This is a genomic window from Psychrobacter sp. APC 3281, assembly GCF_030407815.1.
GTDB lineage: Bacteria > Pseudomonadota > Gammaproteobacteria > Pseudomonadales > Moraxellaceae > Psychrobacter.
Window position 1 is genome coordinate 110,676 of sequence record NZ_JASDCS010000003.1, and the last position, 25,621, is coordinate 136,296.

23 protein-coding genes and 1 pseudogene are annotated in these 25,621 nt (G+C 43.1%); 14 read left to right on the forward strand and 10 right to left on the reverse strand.

What is annotated here, in order from left to right; genetic code table 11:
• Positions 1-20 precede the first annotated feature (20 nt).
• Positions 21-1,049 carry a DUF1365 family protein gene (locus tag QL886_RS02955; RefSeq protein ID WP_290177590.1) on the forward strand — a complete coding sequence of 343 codons (1,029 nt, stop codon included), beginning with the start codon at positions 21-23 and terminating at the stop codon, positions 1,047-1,049.
• Between the two features lie 131 nt (positions 1,050-1,180).
• Positions 1,181-2,635, forward strand: a complete 1,455-nt coding sequence (locus QL886_RS02960; RefSeq protein WP_290177591.1) for a cyclopropane-fatty-acyl-phospholipid synthase family protein — start codon at positions 1,181-1,183, stop codon at positions 2,633-2,635.
• 131 nt (positions 2,636-2,766) lie between these two features.
• Here the strand turns inward: QL886_RS02960 and QL886_RS02965 are convergent, their stop codons facing one another.
• Entirely contained in the window at positions 2,767-3,939 is a 1,173-nt protein-coding gene (locus QL886_RS02965) for an MFS transporter (RefSeq protein WP_290177592.1), read from the reverse strand.
• 105 nt (positions 3,940-4,044) lie between these two features.
• On the opposite strand from QL886_RS02965, the gene QL886_RS02970 reads away from it, so the two are divergent.
• The 4 genes from QL886_RS02970 (at position 4,045) to QL886_RS02985 (ending at position 7,393) form a co-directional block, all read left to right on the forward strand.
• Positions 4,045-4,935: a LysR family transcriptional regulator gene (locus QL886_RS02970; protein WP_290177593.1), complete on the forward strand. Its 891-nt coding sequence runs from the start codon at positions 4,045-4,047 to the stop codon at positions 4,933-4,935.
• A gap of 39 nt (positions 4,936-4,974) precedes the next feature.
• Complete coding sequence (locus QL886_RS02975) at positions 4,975-5,385, forward strand: DUF2177 family protein (RefSeq protein ID WP_290177594.1); 411 nt, start codon at positions 4,975-4,977, stop codon at positions 5,383-5,385.
• A 151-nt stretch (positions 5,386-5,536) separates the two neighbouring features.
• Positions 5,537-6,097 carry an acyl-CoA thioesterase gene (locus QL886_RS02980; protein ID WP_290177595.1) on the forward strand — a complete coding sequence of 187 codons (561 nt, stop codon included), beginning with the start codon at positions 5,537-5,539 and terminating at the stop codon, positions 6,095-6,097.
• Positions 6,098-6,304: 207 nt separating this feature from the next.
• Positions 6,305-7,393 carry a cation diffusion facilitator family transporter gene (locus tag QL886_RS02985; RefSeq protein ID WP_290177596.1) on the forward strand — a complete coding sequence of 363 codons (1,089 nt, stop codon included), beginning with the start codon at positions 6,305-6,307 and terminating at the stop codon, positions 7,391-7,393.
• Positions 7,394-7,549: 156 nt separating this feature from the next.
• Here the strand turns inward: QL886_RS02985 and dps are convergent, their stop codons facing one another.
• Positions 7,550-8,032, reverse strand: a complete 483-nt coding sequence (gene dps, locus QL886_RS02990) for a DNA starvation/stationary phase protection protein Dps (protein WP_290177597.1) — start codon at positions 8,030-8,032, stop codon at positions 7,550-7,552.
• A 482-nt stretch (positions 8,033-8,514) separates the two neighbouring features.
• Between dps and uvrB the strand changes: the two genes are divergently transcribed.
• The 5 genes and pseudogenes from uvrB to QL886_RS03015 all read left to right on the forward strand — a co-directional run.
• Positions 8,515-10,626 (forward strand): excinuclease ABC subunit UvrB, encoded by a 2,112-nt coding sequence (gene uvrB / locus QL886_RS02995; RefSeq protein WP_101206411.1) that lies wholly within the window; start codon positions 8,515-8,517, stop codon positions 10,624-10,626.
• Positions 10,627-10,932: 306 nt separating this feature from the next.
• Positions 10,933-11,985, forward strand: a complete 1,053-nt coding sequence (locus QL886_RS03000; RefSeq protein ID WP_290177598.1) for a histidinol-phosphate transaminase — start codon at positions 10,933-10,935, stop codon at positions 11,983-11,985.
• Between the two features lie 300 nt (positions 11,986-12,285).
• The gene (locus tag QL886_RS03005; protein WP_057760896.1) at positions 12,286-12,663 is read left to right on the forward strand and encodes a hypothetical protein; all 378 of its coding nucleotides are present in this window, start codon (positions 12,286-12,288) and stop codon (positions 12,661-12,663) included.
• A gap of 84 nt (positions 12,664-12,747) precedes the next feature.
• Positions 12,748-13,188 carry a transposase family protein gene (locus QL886_RS03010; protein ID WP_290177599.1) on the forward strand — a complete coding sequence of 147 codons (441 nt, stop codon included), beginning with the start codon at positions 12,748-12,750 and terminating at the stop codon, positions 13,186-13,188.
• Between the two features lie 8 nt (positions 13,189-13,196).
• Positions 13,197-13,580, forward strand: a pseudogene (locus QL886_RS03015) (transposase family protein); the annotation flags it as partial.
• Positions 13,581-13,678: 98 nt separating this feature from the next.
• Here the strand turns inward: QL886_RS03015 and QL886_RS03020 are convergent.
• Positions 13,679-14,068 (reverse strand): hypothetical protein, encoded by a 390-nt coding sequence (locus QL886_RS03020; RefSeq protein WP_101206414.1) that lies wholly within the window; start codon positions 14,066-14,068, stop codon positions 13,679-13,681.
• A gap of 184 nt (positions 14,069-14,252) precedes the next feature.
• The gene (locus QL886_RS03025; protein WP_057760892.1) at positions 14,253-14,768 is read right to left on the reverse strand and encodes a hypothetical protein; all 516 of its coding nucleotides are present in this window, start codon (positions 14,766-14,768) and stop codon (positions 14,253-14,255) included.
• A 317-nt stretch (positions 14,769-15,085) separates the two neighbouring features.
• On the opposite strand from QL886_RS03025, the gene recJ reads away from it, so the two are divergent.
• A complete protein-coding gene (gene recJ, locus QL886_RS03030; RefSeq protein WP_290177600.1) occupies positions 15,086-16,930 on the forward strand; it encodes a single-stranded-DNA-specific exonuclease RecJ in 1,845 nt (614 codons plus the stop codon).
• Positions 16,931-17,012: 82 nt separating this feature from the next.
• Here recJ and QL886_RS03035 read toward each other — a convergent pair whose 3' ends face one another.
• The 6 genes from QL886_RS03035 to QL886_RS03060 all read right to left on the reverse strand — a co-directional run bounded on the left by QL886_RS03035 (position 17,013) and on the right by QL886_RS03060 (position 22,678).
• Positions 17,013-17,678: a trimeric intracellular cation channel family protein gene (locus tag QL886_RS03035; RefSeq protein ID WP_057760888.1), complete on the reverse strand. Its 666-nt coding sequence runs from the start codon at positions 17,676-17,678 to the stop codon at positions 17,013-17,015.
• A 71-nt stretch (positions 17,679-17,749) separates the two neighbouring features.
• Positions 17,750-18,385 carry a trimeric intracellular cation channel family protein gene (locus tag QL886_RS03040; RefSeq protein WP_201567407.1) on the reverse strand — a complete coding sequence of 212 codons (636 nt, stop codon included), beginning with the start codon at positions 18,383-18,385 and terminating at the stop codon, positions 17,750-17,752.
• 100 nt (positions 18,386-18,485) lie between these two features.
• Positions 18,486-19,643 (reverse strand): multidrug resistance efflux transporter family protein, encoded by a 1,158-nt coding sequence (locus QL886_RS03045; RefSeq protein ID WP_290177601.1) that lies wholly within the window; start codon positions 19,641-19,643, stop codon positions 18,486-18,488.
• A gap of 75 nt (positions 19,644-19,718) precedes the next feature.
• Positions 19,719-20,450: a 7-carboxy-7-deazaguanine synthase QueE gene (queE, locus tag QL886_RS03050; RefSeq protein WP_057760883.1), complete on the reverse strand. Its 732-nt coding sequence runs from the start codon at positions 20,448-20,450 to the stop codon at positions 19,719-19,721.
• Between the two features lie 225 nt (positions 20,451-20,675).
• Positions 20,676-21,497, reverse strand: a complete 822-nt coding sequence (dapD, locus tag QL886_RS03055; RefSeq protein WP_057760881.1) for a 2,3,4,5-tetrahydropyridine-2,6-dicarboxylate N-succinyltransferase — start codon at positions 21,495-21,497, stop codon at positions 20,676-20,678.
• A 224-nt stretch (positions 21,498-21,721) separates the two neighbouring features.
• Positions 21,722-22,678, reverse strand: a complete 957-nt coding sequence (locus QL886_RS03060; protein WP_290177602.1) for an alpha/beta fold hydrolase — start codon at positions 22,676-22,678, stop codon at positions 21,722-21,724.
• 384 nt (positions 22,679-23,062) lie between these two features.
• Here QL886_RS03060 and QL886_RS03065 point away from each other — a divergent pair, with 384 nt between their 5' ends.
• Together QL886_RS03065 and arsS are read left to right on the forward strand one after the other, a co-directional pair.
• Entirely contained in the window at positions 23,063-24,259 is a 1,197-nt protein-coding gene (locus QL886_RS03065; RefSeq protein ID WP_290177603.1) for an FAD-dependent oxidoreductase, read from the forward strand.
• A gap of 250 nt (positions 24,260-24,509) precedes the next feature.
• Entirely contained in the window at positions 24,510-25,502 is a 993-nt protein-coding gene (gene arsS / locus QL886_RS03070; protein ID WP_290177604.1) for an arsenosugar biosynthesis radical SAM (seleno)protein ArsS, read from the forward strand.
• Positions 25,503-25,621: the final 119 nt, after the last annotated feature.

Sequence of the window (25,621 nt, forward strand, 5' to 3'; positions counted from 1 at the left end):
CGTTACCGAAGAGAGTGTATATGACCGTGTCTACCAAACCTACTAATGATATGTCACGTCATGAGTTAGCTTGTGATAATACTGCTTTACCGCATCAATTGCTTGAGGGCACGACATGGCATAGCCGGTTGCTTCCTAGTGTGAATAAGTTTGTCTATCCGTATCGCTATTGGGGCGTCAATATTAGTGCACTGGCGGCAGGGCAAGAACTTCCTGAAATTAGTACGGCAGCATTTGATGAGAGTAAGTTTTTAGAAAAATTACCATTACGTAAAATATTGCCGAAAAAGCTGCTAGCGAAAGGTCTACCTCTATTTTCAGCAAAGAAAAAGGCGCTACAACAATTCTGTCCTGATGATTATTTACAGCATACTGACCTACAGAGTACTAATAGCCTAAGCGATGATAGAAAACCTGATAGTAACGGACAGTCTATTGCAGCACTAGAAAAACGTCTAAGCCAAGCATTTGAAAAACATGCAGGGAGCGCGCCTGAAGGCGATATGCTGGGACTGCTTGTCTGCCGTAATGCGGGCATGTACTTTAGCCCAGTCAATTTTTACTTAGGATTTGATGCGCAGCAGACGCCAACTCATCTGCTGGCTGAAGTGTCTAATACGCCTTGGGACAAGCGTCATTACTACGGGTTTTTGTTAGAGGGAGAGGATACTGAATTCTGTCATGACAAGGATTTTCACGTATCACCTTTTAACCCTATCGATCAGCTGTATCGCTGGCAGGTAACGGTAAAACGTACAGAAATGGATGAGCAGCCTAACACTGGATTACAAGCACGTATTGCTATCAATATCAGCGATGAGCGCGGTGAAGTGCTAAAAACTGGTATAAAGATATCAGGGGTACCGATGACAGAGGATGCTGTTCGTCATAGCTTGCGAAAAAACCCTCTGATGAATATAACGTCATTAACCCGTATTTATTGGCATGCGTTCAAGCTCTATGCGATTAAAAAGGTGCCGTATATCAACTACGATGAAAAATTGGCCGACAGTCAACAGAAAGACGGACATCAGAAAAGTAGACAGTAGAAAAGTAATAGTCAAAAAAGATGTCTTATAGTTATAGCAGTTTTTAAATATCAACAATCCAAAAATCTCGTCAATGTAATACTAAAAATGAACCACTAAAAATAAAGCATTTAAACAAGGATAAATACACGATGCCAGCACGACCGACCGATCGAGCACCAGTCACAAAACTAGAAAAATTAACTGCTCGTGTGAGCAAAGTAGTTAATGAAAGTGCTGTACTACAGCCAGTCAGCAATAGTGTGAATCACTTAGCGAGAAAACTTATCTTTCGTGCGTTACAGCACGTTCAGTTTGGTAGCCTCACGCTGATTGAAACATTTGACGAGCAGGAACCTAAGACAAGTAGCTTTGGTAAAGTAGCTACTAATGACGCTAGTAGTTCAGCGGTTGGTCGCCATTCGCTACATGTGACGCTACAGATTCATGATAGCGCTGTTTATCGCCAGCTATTACTTGGCGGCTCTATCGCCCTAGCAGACAGTTATATTGATGGTGAGTGGGATACGGATGATCTAACAGGTTTGATTCGCTTGGCAGCTCGTAACTTAGCAGTGCTCAATAAACTTGAGAATCGTTTTGCAGGTATTAGTAAAGCATTTGAAAAAGCAAAGCATCAGCTGCGTAGCAATGACAAATCTGGCTCCAAATCCAATATCCTAGCCCATTATGATTTGGGCAATGACATGTATGAGCGGTTTTTGGACGATACCATGATGTATTCATCAGCAGTCTATCCTACGCCTGACGTGACGCTTAGCGATGCTCAGCAGCACAAACTGTCGCTTATATGCCAACGTTTACAGCTTAGTGCTGATGATAATGTGATCGAAATTGGTACAGGGTGGGGCGGTTTTGCTATCTTTGCGGCCAAGCACTACGGCTGCCATGTGACCACCACGACTATCTCTGATGCCCAGTATGATGAAGCAAAGCGACGAGTCGAGACGGCAGGTCTGTCTGACAAAATCACACTGCTCAAACAAGATTACCGCGAGCTAACAGGTCAATATGACAAGCTAGTCAGTATCGAGATGATTGAGGCGGTGGGCCATGAGTATTTACCGACTTTCTTTGCTAAGTGTAATAGCTTACTCAAGCCGACGGGTCTTATGGTATTACAGGCTATCACCTTTAATGATCAAAATTATCAAGACTATATCGACTCGGTTGATTTTATCCAAACGCACATTTTCCCAGGTGGTTGTCTGCTTTCAAACCAAGAACTGACGACACAATTCACTGAACAAACCGATATGGTCGTCAAGCAATTACATGATTATGGTTTTGATTATGCTTACACGCTGCGTGACTGGCGTGCTGCGTTTATGGCCCAGCGTACAGAGATTCAAGCGCTTGGCTATGACAATGCCTTTATCCGCCTATGGGAGTTTTACTTTTGCTATTGCGAAGGTGGGTTTTTGGAGCGCACGATCGGTGTGGTGCAAGTTACTGCGGTGAAGCCTAATAATATCGATACGCTGCATTTTTCTGATCTGCCATCTGCTGTCTTAAATCATGAAACGGTTTTGAACGATGAGACCGCCTTTAGTGAAGAAGATAGAACAGACACCGCGTCAGTATAAGTCTGATGATATAGATATGGTTTGTTCATAACATTCATAGGGTCTCATACTGTATGAACAGTTTGAGACCCATATGTTGAGAGGTTATACATTGAAAAGTTCTACATCGAAAGGTTGTATATTGAAAAGTTCTACGATGCTTGCAGGGCACGCTTATCACGCAGACCTGAATAGCGTGTGACCGCTAGTGCCATTAAAGAGATAACAGCACCGATCCAAGCTGTGTCTTGCAATGACATATTTTCAACCACGCTACCACCGATGATTGAGCCTAGTGCAATACCGATATTGAAGGCAGCAATGTTTAAGCCAGAAGCGACATCGACAGCGTTCGGCGTATATTTTTCAGCTTGCTTAACCACGTAGATTTGTAGGCCTGGTACATTACCAAAGGCAAAAGCACCCCATACCAAAATAGTTAGCACAGCAGCAATCTTGGATTGCATAGTAAAGGTAAATAGTAAAAGAATGATACTTAAGGCGCTAAATATAATGCTAAGCGCACTAATAGGGCCACGTTTATCTGCAAGTTTTCCGCCCCAGATATTACCAATAGCAACGGACACGCCATATACGAGCATGATAAGGCCGATAGCTGATGGCGCAAATTTGGTCTGCTGCTCTAAGATAGGTGCTAGGTAGGTAAATGCCGTAAACGTACCGCCATAACCAAGAATAGTCATTAAATAAACTAGCAGTAGTTGTGGTTTTACAATGACTTGTAATTGCTCTTTGAACGTTGCAGGGATAGATTTTTTTAGGTTTTTCGGTACTAATATTGCGCTACCAATTAAAGCGATTAAACCCAGTACTGAGACGACTAGAAACGTAGCGCGCCAACCGAAATGCTGTCCAATCCATGTGCCAAGGGGTACGCCAGTGACGAGAGCCACAGTAAGCCCAGTAAACATAATGGCAATTGCGCTGGCTTCTTTTTCTTTACTAACAAGGCTAGTAGCAATCATGGAACCAATAGAGAAAAACACACCATGCGCCAGACCGGTCAAGATACGGGCAAGTATTAAGGTTTCATAACTGGGTGCTTGCCAAGCCAGCAAGTTGCCGATGACAAACAGACCCATTAGGCTCATCAGTACTATTTTGCGGTTCCAGCGGCCAGTGAGTGCGGTAAGTATAGGGGCACCGATAGCAACACCAACAGCATATAGGCTAACGAGCAACCCTGCTGAAGGTAAGCTCACGCCCAGATCGGCGGCAATGGTTGGTACCAGACCAACGATGACAAATTCGGTTGTCCCAATTGCAAATGCGCTTAGAGTAAGCGCCCATAAAGCGAGTGGCATAACGACATCCTAATAATTAAATGATGCGCGTAGTTTGACCGATTTATAGTTTGCAAAAAACAGCATAAATGACAAAATACCTTTGTCAATTTTGTAAAGGTAATCATGATGATGGGACATGCTAAAACAGAAGACATAGAGATATTTTTGACGGTAGTAGACACGGGCAGCTTTACTGGCGCTGCCAACTTATTGAATCAGCAAGTAGCTAAGGTATCTCGTGCAGTGTCCAGACTCGAAGATACGCTGCAATGCACGCTGCTAAATAGAACGACACGGCGCTTGGAGCTGACGGAGGAAGGGCATGTCTTTATTAGATATGCGCGTGAGAGTTTAAATACGTTATATACCGGTGAAGAGGCGATTAAGCTGTTAAAAAAAGCGCCGAGTGGCCATCTACGAATTGACGCCGCAAGCCCGTTTGTCTTTCATCAATTGACGCCTTTGGTTGGTGATTTTGTGGCGCAATATCCACATATCACTCTCGACCTTACCTCGCATGACAATATTATTGATTTGCTTGAGCACAAGACGGATCTGGCTATCAGAATTGGCGACTTAAAAGACTCAAATTTGCATGCACGTCTATTAGGTAAAAGTAAGCTGCGGCTAGTAGCCAGTCCTGAATATTTATATCAGCATAATGAGGTGGCTCATATTGATGATTTAAGCACTCATAAGTTAATTGGCTTTAACGATGCGTCAAAACTAAATAGTTGGCCACTAAAAACTCCAGTTAAACTGAATTTTCATATGACTGGAAGTAGCGGCGAGACCTTACGTCAGCTATGTTTAAATCACCAAGGTATCGCTTTACTTTCACATTTTATGATTGGTGAAGATTTGGAATCTGGCAGATTGGTTGAAATATTGCCTGAGGCGATAGTCAGACCAAACAACCGTGAAGCCATACAGGCGGTATATTACAAAAACAGTGCCGTATCTTCACGTATTCTGGCATTTTTAGACTTTATCCAACCACGACTAACACTATAAATTTTATCCGTTTTTATTCATTTTATAAGAGGTAATATCATGGGTTACGTTTTTACTTATCTCGCTGCTGTGGTTATCTTTTTGGGTGTCGATGCTGTATGGCTGACGACCATGAAAGGCGCCTTTTATGAGTCGCGTATCGGGCATCTATTGGCTGATGAACCGAACATGATGGCGGCTGGCGTGTTTTATATGTTTTATATATTGGCGCTTTGTATTTTGGTTCTATATCCGCAAATCAAAGCTGGCGCATCCGTTGGTCATATCTTCTTACTCGGCGGGCTGATTGGCTTGATGGCTTATGGAACATACGACTTTACCAATTTGGCACTGTATAAGGGCTTTACGCTAGATACAGCGTTGGTTGACTTTGTATGGGGTGGTATTTTGACCGGTTCGGTTAGCGCCATAGTAGCGTGGCTTGCGTATCGCTTTCACTGGTTAAGCTAGCGCCTATATCTTGGCCTATATAACGCTGTTTAAATAGCCCTAATTTACACAATTTAGACTGTCTAATGACAGAGGGCTGTTTGTGCTATACGGCGACCTGCTGTATAAATGGTAGGCATAATAAATAAGTGTCAAACCATTAAGGAATATTATGCCGCAATACAATACCAGCTCCACTGCCAAAAAAGCCCCATTAAACCATGAGCTATACATGTCAGTACTTATGACGCCTGATATGGCGAATTTCATTGGCAATGTGCATGGTGGGGACTTGCTCAAGATGCTTGATCAGGTCGCTTATGCTTGTGCCAGTCGCTATAGTGGTAACTATGTGGTGACACTGTCTGTCGATCAGGTGATGTTCCGTGAGCCGATATATGTGGGTGAGTTGGTTACTTTTGCAGCCAGTGTCAATTATGTTGGTAATACCTCGATGGAAGTAGGTATCCGCGTCGAAGCAGAAGATGTGCGCGGTCGTACCGTCCGTCATACCAATAGCTGTTACTTTACGATGGTGGCTATTGATGACAATGGTAAACCGACATCCGCACCGCCACTCGATATAAAAAACAAGATGCAGCAGTGCCGAGCTGATGCGGCTAAAGAACGAAAGAAGCTGCGTATGGAAAGCTCGCATCGTCCTAGCTGCGACTTTGAAGAGATTAACAAGCAGTTTAGCGAGAACGAAGAAAATGCCGAGGTGGAAAAGTAGTCCAAGTTATTCAAAGCTATCTAAAGTTATTTAAAGCTATCTAAAATTGTATAAAGTTATCTAGGTTTATTGAGTTAATAATTCATACAACGACTCACTAAAAAGACACTGATATTGTAGAGCGCTTATTTTAAGCTGATGTATGTTTCAAGCCATTTATCTACGGTAAAAATTCTACTATCAATACGTTATTTCAGTGAGTCTAGCATGAGTCTAAAGCCATCTATTGCTAATCCGCAGCGCCATTTACCAGCCTCTCCTAAAGCGCAAACACCTCGCGCGCGTGGGGCAGGTAATCCTAAAATTCTAAATGACCCTGAATTAAAACATACCCTTAATCAAAGCCCTGAAACCAATGATGAGCATTCAGGCTCACTTATCACTGTGTTAATTGCAGTCGGAGCCAATCTGGTTATTGCAATCGCAAAAACCGTTGCCGCCTTTATGACAGGCTCAGCCTCCATGATTGCAGAAGCAGCTCACTCATGGGCAGATGCTGGTAATGGTACATTACTCATCGTCGCAGAAAAAAAATCCATCAAACCTGCTGATAAAAGCCATCCACTAGGCTATGGTAAAGAGTCTTATGTTTGGTCGATGATTGCGGCTTTTGGTGTCTTTACAGCAGGTTCGATTGTCTCTATCTATACGGGTATTAAAGAATGGAATGCTACTGAGTCTGAGGCTAACTATACGATTGGCTTTATCGTATTGGCAGTGGCGTTTGTGCTCGAAGGGATCTCATTGGTTCAGGCATACAGACAAAGTAAAAAGCATGGTGAAGCGCTCGATATAAGTGCACTTGGCTATGTCGTAGATACGTCTAACCCAACGTTACGCGGTGTATTCTTTGAGGATTTAGCAGCGGTCATCGGCTTGGTGATTGCCGCTGCTGCTATGGGTATGCACGCTTATACGGGTGAACCGTATTGGGATGCGTTAGGGTCTATCATCGTCGGTCTACTATTGGGCGTCGTCGCGATATTCTTGATTAGTCGTAACCGAGATTTCTTAGTCGGCCATAGAGTCACTGACCGTATGCACGAATATGTTTTAAGCGAGCTGCTAAATCATCCAGATATCGACAGTGTGTCCTACCTGCACCTAGAGTGGGTTGGCCCAAAGAAGATATTTATGGTGGCGGCAGTAGATATCGCTGGCAATCAAAAAGAAGAGCATATCGCTCAGAAGTTTGAAGAGATTGAAAATCTATTCAGAGGTAACCCAGTCTTTCAAGAGGCTATCTTGACGCTGTCAGAACCTAATGCTGAGCTGCTAAGTTTAGAGAATATTTGATTTAGAGGTTTCGTAGATTAGACGTGTGGTAGTGAGCCTTATCGAATGCTTTTAAGTACGCTTTCTAAATTTAAAAGCTCAGACACAAAAAAGCCGTCAACTATGACGGCTTTTTTTATAACTCTAGTGCTTAGTGACTAGTTAAATTAAATGCTATTATTTTTTCGGTGCGTTTGCGCCGATAAACCATGCGTCTTTATCAACGATACGGCTAGCTTCTGTAAATAAGTCAGCGGTGTCTTCATCACCTGCGTCGCCAGCAGTAGCAATCGCTTCGCGCAATGTCTCTGCGACTTTCTTGTAGCGGCTAGTCAGCTCACTAACATGCTGATCTACTTCAGTAATGTCGGTTGGATAATCATCTAGGATAGACTCTTTGACTACGCGACTTGCCAAACCGTTTGGTTGGCCACCTAGGATTACAATACGCTCTGCGATAGTATCTGATACTTCAAGGATACGATCTGATGTCTCATCTAATAATTGATGCACACCGATAAAGCCAGTACCTTGTAGATTCCAATGGCACTGTTTGCCATCTAAGGTTAAATCAATAACATTTGCTAGGTTAGCGTTTAGCAAATCAATCATTTTTTTCGCAGTTTCGTCTGAAATACCACTTGCGTAACGTTCTCTCATATTTTACTCCGTCATTTATTTAAAATTATTATATTGAATGAAAGTTCAATGTATTTTTATTGGTCTTCTGTTCGATGACAATCAAGTTAAAGCTAATGATATGAATTGGTATAAAGCTATCTATTCATTAGTACTGATCACTAGTACTGAAAAGTCATCAACTTGTTAATTCAAGAACGATAATAGCAGCTTAACTCAGTGTTGGAACCCTTGAGTGTTAGGCTTTGTTAGGTGGTCGTGTAACGAGTTTGTTAACCATGAAAAGCTTTGTAAATTTATCGAATACTATGTGCGTTTTTTATAACGATGTAAGTTTTATCCGCTAATATTAAGCCTTAACTTTTGATAAATCGTACATTCATATACTCATGTTTTTGGCAGCGAGAGAGCGTTTCGACTATAAGATAAGACTCCTTATTATCCTTTAAAAACCGCTGCTCAGACCCCATATTGTTATAAACCTTAAGAAGAAGAAAGCCATTATGCGAATGCCTGAACCGCGCTCATCGCGTCAGTTAAATCAATTGGCCACTCAGCTCCAAGGCGAAGCTGAAATTAGTGGTGTTAATGCGTCAGGGACGCAAATATCAAGTCGTGCCTTTGAGATGGTTACTGACTTTGAGCCAGCAGGCGACCAGCCGCAAGCCATCAAAAAGCTAGTTAACGGTATCAATTCGGACATGGACGAGCAGTTGCTATTGGGTGTGACTGGTTCTGGTAAAACCTATACCATGGCAAAGGTCATCGCTGAAACTCAGCGTCCAACCATTATTATGGCGCATAATAAAACGCTAGCCGCTCAGCTATATGGTGAGTTCAAATCATTTTTCCCGAACAATGCGGTCGAATATTTCGTCAGCTATTATGATTACTATCAGCCAGAAGCATATGTCGCTGCTAGTGATACCTTTATCGAAAAAGACAGTGCCATTAACGATCATATTGATCAGATGCGCCTGTCAGCCACGCGTGCTTTGTTAGAGCGCCGTGATGCGATTATTGTCGCTTCGGTATCCTGTATCTATGGTTTGGGTGATCCAGAGAGCTATCTAAAAATGCTATTGCATGTCGTCGTAGGCGATAACATCGACCGTACAGCGACTATCAAGCGTTTGGTTGAGATGCAGTACACGCGTAATGAGCTAGATTTTGGCCGTGGTACGTATCGTTTGCGTGGAGAGCTGTTAGATATCTATCCTGCTGAGTCTGAGCAGCTAGCCGTACGTGTGCATTTATTCGATAACGAAGTCGAAAAGATTACGTGGTTTGATCCTTTAACGGGTAAGACGGTGCGCAGTGTGCCACGTATTACCATTTATCCAAAGTCGCACTATGTGACGCCGCGCAATAAGTTAGAAGCCGCCAGCCATACTATTCGCGCGGAGCTTGAGCCACGTTTAGAGTACTTCCGTGATAACAATAAGTTGATTGAAGCACAGCGTCTCAAAGAGCGTACCCAGTATGACTTGGAGATGATTCAGCAGCTTGGTTACTGTAACGGTATCGAAAACTACTCACAGCATCTCTCTGGGCGTCCATCAGGGGAAGCGCCGCCGACGTTGTTTGATTATATTCCAGAAGATGCCTTGTTATTTCTCGATGAGTCGCACGTGACGGTTTCACAGATTGGCGCGATGTATAAAGGCGATAGATCGCGTAAAGAGAACTTGGTCAATTACGGTTTCCGCCTACCAAGTGCGATGAATAACCGCCCAATGAAGTTTGAAGAGTGGGAACGTATCAAGCCCAAAACCATTTATGTCAGTGCCACGCCAGCGCTATATGAGCTTGAACATAGCGAGCAAGTCGTAGAGCAGGTCGTCCGTCCGACGGGTCTGATTGACCCTGAGATTGAGATACGTCCTGTCTTGACGCAAGTTGATGATGTGTTATCAGAGATTACCAAACGCCGTGAAAAGGACGAACGTGTATTGATTACCACATTGACCAAGCGCATGTCAGAAGATCTGACCAGTTACCTTAAAGAGTACGATGTAAAGGTCGCTTATCTACATTCGGACATCGATACTGTGGAGCGTATGCAGATTATTCATGAGCTCCGTACTGGTGTGCATGATGTGCTGGTCGGTATCAACTTATTACGTGAAGGCTTGGATATGCCTGAGGTATCATTGGTAGCGATATTTGATGCTGATAAAGAAGGTTTCTTACGTTCTGAGCGTTCGCTTATTCAGACCATTGGCCGTGCAGCGCGTCATTTGAATGGTAAAGCCATTCTCTATGCTGATCGCATTACACCTAGTATGCAAAAGGCGATAGATGAGACGGATCGTCGCCGTGATAAGCAGATTGCCTTTAACCTTGAGCATAACATCACGCCAAAAGGTGCTCGTCGTAGTATCACGGACAAGATTGATACGGGTGAAAGCTTGGATGCCAATGACAATCAAGCTATCCCAGTTAAGAGTAACCTGCCAGATGTCGATATCAATATCTTGCGTAGTCCTGATCTGCTTGCCAAAGAAATCAAACGATTAGAGAAGCAAATGCAGCAAATGTCGCGTGATTTGAAGTTTGAAGAAGCAGCAAAAACGCGTGACAAAGTGCTTGAGTTAAAAGCACATTTAATTTGATAGATTGGGTTAAATATTGAGGTTAAAAAGAGGCTAAACAATAGCTAAGGTGGGGTGCTTTTTAAGTACCTCACTTTTTTATGGTTTATTCAATATGGGAATGTGCAGAATACTTGTAATACAGCGCATTGCCACTTACCATATCCGCATAAACCTCACCATCCATAGAATGTTTCAAAAATTTAGGTCATGAGCGAACAAGCCGAGAGTGAGTAACGCTCTAGCTAGGCTTGCTTTTCTTATAGATCACACTGTCAACACAGACTAAATTTTTGGAATGGACATAATCTAGGCGTATTATTCACTGTGCTTACCAACAACTTAATAGAATTAAACTCTAACGAAAATTCACTCGGCATGTCAGATGCGGCCAAACAAGCCGTTATCGACTCTTTAGACATCGGCTTTCGTTATCCCGATGACCAACGTTCGGCTCTGATTACCAAAGTCGCTGAGACAAACGGTGTGACAGAGAGTCAAATTTCTCTAGGCAGTGGCTCTAGTGAAAATATTCGTACTGTCGTCCAAATGCTACAAAATCAAGCTTTGGTAGAAGGCAAAAAATTCCAAGTTATCGTGCCGCATCCAACCTTTGCCTATGCTGAGTTGTATGCGACATCTATCGATGTACCTGTGGTAAAAGTACCACTGACGACTGAAAATTACGCCTTTGACTTGCAAAGTATGCAAAAAGTCGCTGATGACTTTGACGGTATTAGCTTGTTTTATCTATGCAATCCAAACAACCCAACCTCGACTATTACTGACACAGCAAAGCTCAAAGAATGGGTAGGGCATGCACCAAGTAACCATTACTTTTTATTAGATGAAGCTTATTCAGAGTATGTGACTGATCCAAGTTTTGAGAGTGGTGTTGCATGGATACGAGAGGAGTACTCAGAAAATATCGTTGTGGTGCGTACTTTTTCAAAGCTATGTGCACTCGCCGGTATGCGTGTCGGCTATGCAATTGCTAGCTCGCAAATGATTGCTAGATTAGAAACATTTATCTCGATTGATAATACCAACTTAGCAGGTGCTGTAGCTGCGTTAGCGACTCTTGATGATGAAGATTTTTTGGCATTGAGCTTACGTACGGCCAATCAATCGCGTCAGCTGGTCGAGCAAACATTAGATGAGCTTGGCTTACGCTATTTGCCATCGCAGGCAAGCTTTATATTCCATGAAATAAAAGGCGATGTGCAAACCTATATCGATAGAGTGCGCGAACATGGCATTGCTGTCGGGCGTGAGTTTGCGCCAATCAGTGGCTTTAATCGCTTAACACTTGGCAGACCTGATGAGATGGCAGTATTTGTAGAGGTACTCAAATCATTTCGTGAGAAGGGCTGGGTCTAACTCAGTTAGTCAATGGAGTTCGATAATAAAAAAGGGAAGTTGCTTATTGGTCGCTTCTTTTTTTGTTGAGTCTATTTTTCTGGTTCTGTTTCGTTGGGTCTATATCCCATTCAAAGTCAATCGCACATTTTTACCAACATCAAACGCAGTTTTACATATCGCACCTTAAATAATCTAGCACTATCTTATACGATAACTGAGTAAAGCATGACCCGTTAATCACGCAGATGAATACTGGGTAACAGTCACAGTGCTCGGCATGCTCACGTATCTTATAATTATAAAGTTAGGGATGTACCTATGTTCGATATCAAATCATTTTTTAAACGAGAAGTAGAGAAAAAGCTTATCAATGTAGATGACTATATTTTTATGCCAGAACGCGTAGAGATGGAAATTGAAGGCGGACTATTAAATTGTGTGTTGAATAGTGATGGTCGCGTAGATATTTTTTATAGCAAAGACGGTGTCACTGAGGTGGGTTCAGCGTCGCGCAAGCACCCATTTACAGCATTTGAAAAAGAGTTATATCATGGTATTTATGATGACGTAATCAATGATTTAATTAAGGAAGTAGATAAGATTATTGATAGCACCTCGAAGTATTTCCGTCGTAGCCAATCATTACCTTTTACGGCATCTATAACGTCTCAACCATCTGATACAAATAAATTTTAGGCTAATTAATTGAACCAATAGACCTCTTGCAAAAGTAGTTGTAATACACAACGTATATTATTGAACTCTACTTACTTAATAGATATGCCAAACATAGATAAGCTACTCAAACAAAGTGACGCTGGTTTTAAACGCTACACAGGCATTCATAAAGCCACCTTTTATGACATGCTTGAGGCCATGCAAGAGCATGAAGCATCTAAGACCAAATCAGGCAGACCAAGTGTGCTCAATATTAAGGAGCAGATACTACTAGCCCTGACTTATTGGCGTGAATACCGCACGCTTTATCATATCAGTATGGACTTTGGTATTCATGAGTCTTCTGCTAGCCGTATCGTTCGTAAAGTAGAAGACACACTGATTGACTCTGGCAAGTTTGAATTGCCCAAAAAGCTGCCTAGTCGTGTCGATGAGGACATCAATTGGTCAGTCGTCATTGTCGATGCCACCGAAACCCCAATTGAGCGTCCAAAAAAAACCAAAGAGACTACTACAGCGGCAAGAAAAAACAACACACCTTAAAAGCGCAGGTTATCGTCCATTGGCAAACCGGCTTGATACTTGATGTGCAAACCTGCAAAGGGTCAATCCACGATTTTAAGCTCTATAAAGATACTTGTCCTGATTGGCTTCCTGACAATGCTAAATTACTAGCAGATAGTGGTTATCAAGGGTTAGCAAAGCTACATAAGCAAACTTTCACACCATTTAAGAAACCTCGTGGTGGTCAGTTATTGGAGATATGCAAACAGGCCAATCACTATCTGGCAAAGTTCCGTATTGTGGTTGAGCACAAAATAGGCTTAATCAAGTTATTTAAAATCGTGGCTCATAAATATCGCAACCGTCGTCAGCGCTATGATCTTAGAATGAAGCTGTTTGCTGGTATCATTAATTCCGAGCTTAAACTATGACTTTTGCAAGAGGTCTAATCTATTAGCAATAAAAAGGGTGCGTTATGTATAACGCACCCTTTTTATTATCTTCTATTCTAACGAATTATTTGATTGTTCTATTGAACAAAGCTTGTATAGCAGCTCTGTAGAGATTTGGCGACGACTTGTGCGACTAACTGAGTACGGTACTGAGAGTCAATCGCGGCATTGCCCAGCTCAACAATCGTCACTTGCTGCGGTGCTTGCTCACTGACACAGCCACAAACATTGGTTTTAACAGATTCTTGCTGTGCTTCTGTCATGGCGACGCTTGCAACACGCCATGCGTTTTGTTTTTCAATTTGGCTACGGCATTGGTTGTCGATCGCAGCTCTAAAAACATTCATGCCGATCTCGTTTGCGGTACCGATTGCTGTACCTGTACCGTTGTTTGTAGTACCTGTTGAGGTACATCCCGCCAAGGCAAAAGTCGCTAGCATCATCGTTGAAGCCAAGATTTTTTTCATAAGTTAGTCCTTTAAGGTGTCTGTCATAAATAAAGCTGTATATTATCAGTAAAACCTAGCAATGACATCATTAACCACAAGCGCATGTTATTTTAGAACTCTATGACCTATTTGTATAAACCACAAAAAAGCCAGCTAAGTAATCACTTAACTGGCTTGATATAGGCTAAGCTATTTGGCTTATTTATACGTTTTTGCCGTGTTCTTTTTGCTGGATATCTTTTGCCAATTTATAGCATTCGTTGATATGGTCATTAGCGATTTTCTTAAAAATCGTATAGCCCATAGTCGCAGCAACCAATTGACCGCCAAGTGGGATAAACTTAGTCACTTGTTTGGCAGCGATACGACCACCGAAACCTTGAATGGTTTTCTTAACGATACCGCGTGTTGCCATGAGTCCAGCGAAATCTACCGTACGATCTTTTACTGCGCTCCAGTGCACTTCGCGAGATTCCAAGTTAATGGCTGACTGACGGTCTTCAATGAGACCGAAACGCTCACTAATTTCTGGAATCAACTGCGTCAACATGCCCGCGTCAACTGCCACATCAAAAAATGGTACTGGCACAACCGCTACACCAGCAGAAACTCTAGCGCGTCTTTTTACCATTCCCTGACATTCTTTTTTAACTTTATCAAGGTCTAGGTTAGGGTCGATAGTATTTGGAAGTTTTTCAGCAAGTGGCGTGGTTTTCATAAAGTGTCCTTATAAATAATTAAAATATAAATGATAAAAAGTTCAATAGATAACAAATCCTTCAGTTGCTTACTATTTTATGGATTTATGCGTGGCTTACAATCATTGCTTTGTAGCAAAATGAATGAAATTACTCACACTGTGCACCTTTTTTGTAAGTGATTAAATGAAGGTGGTTTATATAAGCTATAAAAATGGCAGTCTCAATTATCACTAATATATGGGCATTATTCATCAAGTTGTACAATGCCTAATGATATACAGAGGTAGTATAAATTGTCATTGTGACCCTCTACTAAAGCCAGTAGAATACGCTCATGCTAAATTTAACCCCCCGTTATACCAGCACTCGCATCGACGAGTTGCCCGCCGCGCTGCAACCATTTGCCGCTCAATCATTCACGCTTGCCCGTCTGTATGCAGGGCGAGGTATCACTGCGCCTGATGAGCTGGAGACTAGCCTATCAGGTCTATTGCCTGCTGAGGCCCTGCACGGTGTCACAGAAGCCGTGCGCTTATTAGATGTGGCCATTGATGAGCATCAGCGCATCCTGATCGTTGGTGACTTTGACTGTGATGGTGCTACCAGTACGGCCTTAATGATGCGAGCGCTCACAAAGATGGGTGCGGTCGTTGATTTCCTAGTGCCAGATCGTTTTAAGTACGGTTATGGCCTGACGCCAGAGATTGTCGAGTTAGGTATTGAGACTTTTCAGCCAGATATGATAGTGACGGTTGATAATGGCATCTCAAGTCATGAAGGGGTAGCGCGAGCCCAAGCTGATAGTATCACGGTGATTATCACTGACCATCATCTCACGACCAAAGAGACGCCACCTGCGGAAGCGGTAGTCAATCCCAATCAGCTAGGTTGTGACTTTGCCAGTAAAGCACTGGTCGGAGTTGGAGTCGCGTTTTATGTGCTCGGACGCTTAGCAAAGCTGCGCCGCGAAGCTGGCAAGTCTACGGTACAGGTTAGCCAATATTTGGATTTGGTCGCACTTGGGACGATTGCAGACGTTGGGGTACTCGATAAAAACAACCGTATCTTGGTATATCATGGATTATCGGCTATTCGTCAAGGCCGCTGCTGTATGGGAATATTAGCATTGCTTGAGCAAGCGGGCCGTGATCCCAAGCAGCTTCATGCACAAGATTTCGGTTTTGTATTAGGGCCACGTATCAATGCAGCTGGGCGTATGGATAATATGCGCATCGGTATCGAATGCTTATTAACTGAAGACTGGAGCACCGCACAACGTTTGGCACAAGAGCTTGAGCAGCTGAACCGTACGCGTCGTCATGTAGAGGGCGAGATGCGTGCGCAAGCTGATAGTATCGTACAAGCATTGGCTAATAAAGATGATAGCGACGAGAGTATGAGTGGCGATATCAATGATAATGATAATACCAGTAACGATGACACAATTACTCAAGCTGTCTCCACTTCTAAAGCCAGCAATGCAGGCGCGCGTAGTATTATTCTGTACCAAGACGACTGGCATCAAGGAGTCATCGGCATTGTCGCTGGCCGCCTAAAAGAAAGCCATTATTTACCCAGTATCGTTTTTGCACCAGCAGACACTGAACAAACGGATGAAGATAGTGCCATTAAAGGTTCTGCGCGTTCTATCGCTGGCGTACATATTCGTGATGCGATTGAACAAGTTGCTGAGCGTTATCCAGACTTGATCAGTCACTTCGGTGGGCATGCGATGGCGGCAGGTTTAACCCTCAAGCGCCGCAACTTTGAGGCATTTGTCACCGCTTTTAATGAAGTGATGGCTCAGATGGATGATGAGGTATTTGCAGAGCAAAAATTCACCGATGGACCTTTGCAAGCAAGCGATTTTAGCTTATGGTTTGCCGAGCATTTAGCCGATGCCAGTATCTGGGGTCATGGGTTTGCGCCACCAATATTTGATGGTGTGTTTGAGGTATTAAGCTTCAAGATTTTAAAAGACAAACATCTTAAGTTATCGCTGCGCTATCCAGACGTTCAATATCCGATAGAGGCAATTTGCTTTAACTTCGATAATGAGGCGTGGGATTACCGTGCTAAGCAAGTCCATTTGCTATTTCAGCTAGACATCAATGAATGGAATGGCAAACAAAGCTTACAGCTGATGGTCAAGGATTTGGCTGTGGTAGAGCAAGGGTAAAGCGACAATGTCAAACCGATAATACTAAACGCGCTCAAATATGGGCGCGTTGGTATTTTTGAAATGAAGACACGCCCTAGTATTAGTATTTCCACTCTAATGTGGGGAACTGCCAATCGTAACGAATGGCCAGCATACGCAAAGTAAAAATCGTACTCATCGTAGAGATGTCAGCTACCCAATCTGTCACGCCTAAATTCTTTAGAGCAAAGTACAGAACCCCACCTGTCAACGCTGCGGTGATATAAATCTCTTGCTGTAGTACCAATGGAATCTCATTGCAAATCATATCGCGAATGATGCCACCAACCACGATGGTAATCACACCTAACAATAGTGCTACAGGCACATTGGCACCCATACTATCAGCGACTTTGATACCGATCAGCGTAAATGCTGACAAGCCAATGGTGTCAGATAGTTTGAGGAATTTATCCACTCGTCTGGAGTTTGGATGAAAAAATATCTGCATCGCTAGCGATGAAATCGTAATGAGGGTCAGATAGCTCATATCTACCATCCAAAATAACGGATGGCGATCCAGAATGACATCACGTACCGTACCGCCACCGATAGCAGTGACAATAGACACGAGCAGACAGCCGAAGACGTCAAAGTTTTTGTGCTTGGCAAGTATCGTTCCGGAGACGCTACAGGCGATGATGCCAATCATATCGAAGAAATATATCAAAGAGCGCGGGTCAAAAGTAGTGATCAGTACGGTAGGGTCCAATACGATAGCCAACATGGGCAGTTCTCACTATTTTCAATTATTGTCAGTCAAACAAAGGCTATCTCAGCAGAGTCTTGCTCAATTAATCAGTTTACGAGCCGAATAGAAGGCAGATGCCAGTCGAATCTGAGCGCGAGCATACGTACCGCGAAGATGACAAACAGCATAATAAATTCGTTGAGACTGGCGCCCACCCCAAAATACTGTAAGCATAAATAGGTCACAGACCCTGCGATACTGGCAGTAATATAAATCTCACGCTGTAGTACCAGCGGAATCTCATTACAAATGATATCACGTAGCAAACCACCAATGATGGCAGTCCAGACGCCCATCATAATAGCAATGAGGGGAGACATATCTAGGGTTAAGGCCACCTTAAAACCAATGACACTAAAAGCGGCCAACCCAATGGCATCAAAGAGCTTTAACGCATTATCAATCTTATGATAAAGGTGAAAGAATATTTGTAAGATAAGAGAGGTCACCGTGATAACGATCACGTAATTAAGGTCAGTCATCCAAAATAGAGGATGGCGGTCGAGAGCCATATCACGTAATGTACCACCGCCGATGGCATTGACCATCGCTACCAGAATACAACCAGCGATATCGAAGCCTTTATGCTGCGCAAGCAAAGTCCCTGCAATCGCGCAGGCAATAATGCCAACCATGTCCAATAAATATAATAGAATATCAGGAAAAATCAAAGCATTACCCATGGTTATAGTACCAAATCGAGATCATCAAAGTGATAGGTGTTTTTTAGGTGGCTATTCAATGTATAAATTTGACGAAATGGGCGTAGTGTTATAGCGCCATTTAGCCATCTTTTGCAAAGAATATCAGCCCTACAATAATTAGCCCTATACCGACCAGTCCCATCGCCGAAGGTATGGCGTTATCTAACAGTAATATACCCCCAATCAAAGCAAAGATAACTTCACTGGCTTGGGTTGAGTCAACGCCTGCAACCTCGCTTGAAGTAACAGCTTGCTCGCGCGCATACAAAAATATAGTGGTCGCTGCCACGCCTGCTAATAGAGCAACGAGCAACGTATTGATTATTTGTGAGGCGTGGGGCTGGTCAGGGCGCACTATAATGCCCAAAAACAGCCAAAATGGCAAACACCCAAGAGTCATTAGCCACACTTTGTTAAAGGCATTTTGCAGTAGCGTGGTTTCGATAGAAGGAATACGAGCAATTAGATTTTGTAGGGATGAGGTTGCCGCAGTGTTGTTACTTTGAAGTACGCTATCGAGGTCGGTAGCATCATATGTCGTAGCTGGCAAATCATAAGCTTCGGATATGAGCGGTTCACTCTGCTCACTGATATCAATACCAATACTGATGCTAGATTGTTGAGCATTCAACTCTGCTGCCTTCTGCAATTCAGTATTGCGCTGGCGGGCATTATGAGAAGCCTGCCAAACCAGCTGGTTACCAATTGGGTAGCTAAAAGCGGCGATAAGAGCGGGTAGCGCACCGTAGAGCAGCATGTCAGACATGGGGACGGTGTCGGTTATAGAAGCAGCATGCAGACCTTCACTGATATTGACGAGTGCTACACCGATAAAGACAATGACAGCATATACGATGAATTTTTTATCAAAACGTTGACCAAATGCTAATAGCACAAGCAAACTGGTGACGACGGTAAACATAAAGGTAGCCGCTACTACCCATCCCGCAACATGATCTGCGGCATAGCAAATACCGGTGTAAAACAGTCCAAACCCAATACTGCCAGTAATGCACCAAAAGCCCCAATGCTGTAGAAAAATTCTCATTAGCGCTTTAATACGACCAAAGCCATGTTGCATCGTAATAACGGCGGTGATAATCAATAGCATAAAGACATAGCGCAGACTCGCTGACCAAAACCAATGTCCACCTGCGCTACTCATAAGCTCATTTAAGATAAATGTTGAGCTAAAAAACGCACCTGCTAGCAAGCCCAGTAAAATGAGTTTGATCATACCGCTACCTTATCCATGGCACTCAACGTGTTCACACTTTTTGTTTGTTACTTGCTGATAATTACTTGCTGATAGTTACTTGCCTTTGGCATCTGCCCAAATGATTTTATGTAATTGCAGCTGAAAGCGAACTGGCAAGGCATCAGCCAACATCCATTCTGCTAGCTCGCGCGCCAATACAGGTACTTCAGGGCTTAGCTGTTCATCGACATCATCTGCGACGTTAAACATTGGAGAGAACCACACCGTACCGACCAATTCGTTTAGCTTATACTCGGTCAATTTAGCTTTTGCCCAGTCGTAATCTGTACGATTCATAATGACAAACTTGATCTGGTCGTGCTGAGTGAGGTAGTCGAGGTTTGACCATAGATTTTTATCGACTTCGCCTGAGCTTGGCGTTTTGAGATCCATTACCTTACTGACTGCTGCTGGCACGTTTTCTACCGTGAGTGCGCCTGCGGTCTCAAGGGATATCTCATACCCATCGCTCAGCAAACGTTTCATCAACTCAATGGCATTTGGCTGTGCTAATGGTTCACCACCAGTCAGACAGATGCGCTTGCACGGATAACCTTTGATGGTTTCTATGATGGTTTCTAATGATTGACGTTCGCCGCCAGTAAAAGCATATTCGGTATCACAATAGACGCAGCGCAGCGGACAGCCTGTTAGACGTACAAATATCGTCGGCAAGCCTGAGGTGATTGCCTCACCTTGTAAGGAATAAAAAATCTCAGTCAGACGCAACCCTGCTTCAGGGTCAGTGACAGGGATAGCGGCGGTGCGTAATGATGATTCACTCATAATATTTCAAATACAGTTAAAGGTCGATAAGACGATGAAGCGCTTATCAATCGTAATAAAAAGGCAGGGGATGGTACGAATGATTTTGTGTTTGTATAAAGACAAACTAAAAGAGGATTATAACGTAACGCGTTATATTAAGCTGCAAAAAAGATGCTGGAGTCATCCTCCAGCATCTTCATATAAAACAATATTATGTACCAAATAATGGTACGTACTAAGTATTTAGGCTAGGCGTAATAGCTCGTTTACTGATGTTTTTGCACGAGTTTGCGCGTCAACTTTTTTCACAATGATAGCAGCGTACAAGCTGTGAGTGCCGTCTTCTGACGGTAAGCTACCTGGTACAACAACAGAACCTGCTGGTACACGGCCACGATGAATCTCGCCAGTCTCGCGATCATAGATGCGCGTCGATTGACCGATGTAGACACCCATAGAGATGACAGCGCCTTCTTCAACGATAACGCCTTCAACGATTTCAGAGCGCGCACCGATGAAGCAGTTGTCTTCAATGATAGTAGGGTTTGCTTGCAATGGCTCTAATACACCACCGATGCCAACGCCGCCTGATAAATGCACGTTTTTACCGATTTGAGCACATGAACCAACAGTCGCCCATGTATCAACCATTGCGCCTTGATCGACATATGCACCGATGTTGACGTATGACGGCATCAATACTGCGCCTGCTGCGATGAATGAACCTCTACGAGCAACAGCTGGTGGTACAACGCGTACGCCTGCTTCTTTAAACTGTGCTTCAGTCCAGTTAGCAAATTTAGTCGGTACTTTGTCATAGAACTGTACGTGTTCGCCAGCAGCTTGGACGTAGTTGTCGTTTAGACGGAAAGACAATAGTACGGCTTTTTTGGCCCACTGATTGACAACCCATTCGCCATCTTTCTTTTCTGCTACGCGCAGGCTACCGTTATCTAGTTGCTCAAGTACTTGGTTGATAGCATCGCGCACGTCTTGTGGCATATTGGCTGGGCTGTATTCGTTGCGATTTTCAAATGCTTGTTCGATGGTTTGTTGTAATGACATAAAGGTTCCTAAAATGAATGAAAGGGAGGGTGATCTTAATGTTATGGTTAAAGGCTTATATGACCCAGCCTAAAGAAAATTCAAGGTATGGCTTGGTCCAAAAACTTGCTTGCCGTATTGTCGCTAATTTGACCGCTTTTAGCAAACGCGTTGAGGGTCTTATTGTGACAATATTAAATGAGTTATTTTCAGATATCCCCTCAAAACAACTCATTAATCATGATTTAATCGTCTGTCGTGTTGGTCTCTATCCACTCTAAAATATCTTGATAAACGGTCTGTTTATCCTTTTCGTGCAGCACTTCATGGCGCATATTAGGATACAGCTGAATATCGACATGACTGAAATGACGCTTGTCCAAACGTGTGACAACCCTACGTATACCGCGACCCATTTCACCAATCGGATCATCTTCACCGCTAATAAACAGCATTGGGAAGTTTTTGGCAATAGTGGTAGCCCAATTTTTATTTAGTCCAGTATCCATGAGCGTGAACAATGTCATAAAGCCATTATTGGTAAAGTCAAAACCAGTCTTAGGATCGGCTTCATAGGCTTCAATGTTTGCGGTATTTTCACTGAGCCACGCAAACTGTGAGGACGAATTGCGATCAGATAGTTGGCTGTTCAGGACTTTATTCATTACCTTGGCAAAAACTGTATTCGGTTGTCTTGGGGCGACTCTGGCCAGTAGCTTGTTAATAGGTAGTAAAACCTTGGCCAGTGGGTTAGTGTCTGCGGAACCCATTAGGATGGCACCTGTGAAATTATGCGCATGATGCTTGAGTACATTGCGTACGATAAATGAGCCCATCGAGTGACCCATCACAAAATGCGGGACGTCTGGATGACGGTCTTTTAGGCTATCGGCCATGACTATCACGTCTTTCAAAAGCGACTGTACCGGATGCTCTTCACCAAAAAACCCAAGATCGGCTTCAGTCTTGATAGTCTGTCCATGACCCAAATGATCATAAGTCGCCACAGCGATACCATTATCTGCCAAAAACTGTGCAAAATCGCTATAGCGCCCGCTGTGCTCTGCCATGCCATGCACAATCAATAAAGTCGCGCTAATCTCGACGTCTTTGCTACTTGGTTCAAAAAAATCATGGTGCAAGTAGTGAATATTGTCAGAAGACAAAATGTGATCGTTATTGGTATCGATATTGGTACTCATGTAAGGTTCCTTGATTACTTATAATTTTCATTAACGGTTTTGACGATGTTTCTCAAATAATGGGTCAAGCAGCGCAATTTATTATGCGGCTCTTATAATGTCCTATTGTACTGGGCGATGATAAATAATTTCACCTTATTTTATGATTTTAATTCAGTTATACAAAATATCATTCTACTAATAACGGTTAAAGCAGTAACTATGATTGAATCCGTATAAGTCACATGAATCACATAAGCCATTTACGCTCTTACTGTTCATCCGCAACAGACTGGTCTTATTTATATGATACTTTTAAATGAGTTTTTAAAGTCATTTATATCAATCAACATCCCATCAAACACTAACAGCAACCAACCGCCAACCCCTTTGATAAAATCATCTATGACAAAATTTTTACCGAAAAAGACACTACTATTGGCAGGCGCAGGTCATGCTCACATTGGCATGTTGCGCCAACTTAGCGCAGCGCGTTTAAAAGACGCTGATACGACAGAGGCAGACATTCACTTAATTAGCGAGCAGCCGCAAACCATCTATTCTGGCATGTTACCGGGTTGGATGGCAGGGCATTATCAATTGCATAATATCAGTATCGATGTCAAATCGCTTTGTGTGCGAGCAGGCGTGCGATTCATTCAGCAATCGCTTGTACAAGTAAACGCAGCGTCAAACAAGGTGGTTACGACTGGCGATGAACAAACGGATTTTGACTATGATGTCTTGTCTCTAAATACGGGCGCAGATACAGACATGCGTTGGCAACCTGACCACAATAGCTACAACGAGTACAGAAGCGACAGTAACGATAACAATACTGGCGCTACCAATAATGATACTGACGTGATTGCCATACGACCGTTATCAACATTCATCACACAATGGCAGCGGATTCTAAAGGAAGCTCAGCAGTCTGAAAAGTATCAATTGGCTATTATCGGGGCAGGTGCTGCGGCCATAGAATTGGTGATGGCAGCCCAAGTCGCGCTACGGAACATCAATCGTAATCATCAGGTGACATTAGTATGCGGTGAGAATCTATTGTCAGGGTTTAACTCAGGCTTTCGTCACCGAGTTGTTCAGCAGTTACATCGCCATGGCATTACGATAATTCGAGAACGAGCGACCGATTATCGTGATGGCAAATTATCGACCACCCATAAATCATTGCCCATCAATGCTGTCATCGCTGCGACTGGCGTCATAGGGTCGGCATGGACAGCTTCTACGGATTTGGATATAGAAGGTGATGGGTTTGTCGCGGTAAACGATAAGCAACAGAGCGTCTCTCATTCTAATGTGTTTGCGGTTGGTGATGTGGCGACACGAATCGATAAATACGTGGCGCACTCGGGGGTTCACTCGGTGCATGGTGGTGCTGTCGAAGCCGATAATCTATTGGCCTATCTGGGTGACAACGTAATGAGGAGTTATCAGCCAAAATCACGCACGCTATATCTGCTGTCTTGCGGTGATAAATACGCCATTGGTAGTTGGGGTAATGTAAACCTACAAGGCCGCTGGGTATGGCATCTCAAGAAGTATATCGATAAGCGTTTTATCGAAGTTAATAAGAATTGACGAAGCTGATAAGAACTAACGAAGGTTAATGCTCATTTAGAATAAACCATAAAATCCATATGATTAGTTGTCAATGCTTATTGATAATCAGGTATGATTGATTAGATAAACCGTAAAGTGAGCAATCAGGTTTTACGTTGTAAATCTTATAAATAAACAGTAAAAGCAATGCGCTATCTGTGTTTTCTAATCTTTAATGTCACGTTGCTATCCTTTTTTAGTTGTACTGCTAACAGGATTTTAGACCACCATGAAATCAACTATCGAGTTACTTGAGCATACTGATTTTCCAGCGATAAAACGACGTCAATTGACGATATTACAAGTCAATATGGGCTACTTATGCAATATGTCCTGTGTGCACTGTCATGTGGCTGCAAGCCCTTATCGTACTGAAATGATGTCACGTGAGTTGGTTGAGCTGATACCAGAGGTATTGCAAGCACAAAACATCGATATGCTTGATTTGACCGGCGGTGCGCCTGAAATGCATGAGGATTTTAAGTATTTGGTTAAGGCCGCTCGGGCATTAGGTGTCAAAGTAATAGACCGCTGTAACCTGACCATTCTCATGGAAGAGGGTTATGAGGGTATGGCGCAGTTTCTAGCAGATAACCAAGTGGAAGTGGTGGCTTCTTTGCCTTGTTATTCCTTAGAAAATGTAGACAAACAGCGCGGTAAAGGCGCGTTTGACGACAGTATATTGGGATTACAGAAGCTCAATCAGCTGGGGTATGGCAAGCTTAATTCAGATTTAACATTAAACTTGGTTTTCAATCCGCAAGGTGCGACGCTACCGCCCAATCAACAACAGCTTGAAGCCGACTATAAGCGTGAGTTAAAAGCGCACTTTGATATTGAGTTTAACCATCTATTTGCCCTAACAAATATGCCGATTCAGCGTTTTGGGGCGGTGCTACTGGCAAAAGACCAGTTCCACCCGTATATGGATTTGCTTAAAGCCAATTATATGGCTGCTAATCTGGCCGAAGTCATGTGCCGTTCGACCATTAGTGTCAATTGGTTGGGTGAGCTGTTTGACTGTGATTTCAATCAGCAGTTAGAGATGCCTGTACCAAATAAAACACGGCGACACCTAAGTGATTTGTTAACGCAGAACCCGTCTGGCGATGACATTGCCATTGCTGACCACTGCTATGGCTGTACAGCAGGACAGGGTAGTAGCTGTGGCGGCGCGTTAGAAGAAGAGGCAGTAGAGCCAGTGCTAGCAGACACGCCTTAGCCATTCTAATGTAAGCACTTTCAATATAAGCACTTTAAACATAGGTGCTTTAAGCCTAAGTGCTTTTAGTATAAATAAAAAATTTAAGTAAAAAACAATCAGTGTAAACGGAGTAAGTC